Here is a 512-nt window from a genome sequence, read left to right on the forward strand (position 1 = left end):
GCGGCGGCGGCGACGCCGGCCGGGGCCTTGCCGTGCAGGGTCTGGGTGTCGAGGGAGCCCTCGCCGGTGATGACGAGGCCGGCGCGGGCGAGGGCGGGGGCGAAGCCGAGGACGTCGAGCATGATCTCGATGCCGGGGCGGAAGCGGGCGCCGAGCAGCAACGCGCCGTAACCGATTCCTCCGGCCGCTCCGGCGCCGGGCGCGGCGGCGTGGTCCAGGGCGCGGGGGCCGACGGCGGTCTCCAGGACCTGCGTGAAGCGGGTGAGGGCGGCGTCGAGGGCCCGGACGTCGTCCGGGGAGGCGCCCTTCTGCGGGCCGTAGACGGCGGGGGCGCCCTTCGGGCCGGTCAGCGGGTTGTCGACGTCGCTGGCGAGGATCAGGTCGACGTCCTTCAGGCGGGCGTCGAGGCCGGTCAGGTCGGCGTGGGCCAGGTCTGCGAGTCCGCCGCCGCCGGGGACGACGGGCTCGCCGCCCGCGTGAGGAACACGATCGCCGAATTCGGCCCCTGGAGC

At 77.0% G+C, this 512-nt stretch carries 1 protein-coding gene; it reads right to left on the bottom strand.

Translation table 11 applies throughout. From position 1 onward, the window contains the following. A partial coding sequence (locus ACVNF4_RS36880; RefSeq protein WP_461807153.1) for a glycerate kinase occupies positions 1-512 on the bottom strand: 512 nt, incomplete at both ends.

The sequence above is a fragment of the Streptomyces sp. S6 genome, from assembly GCF_054880855.1.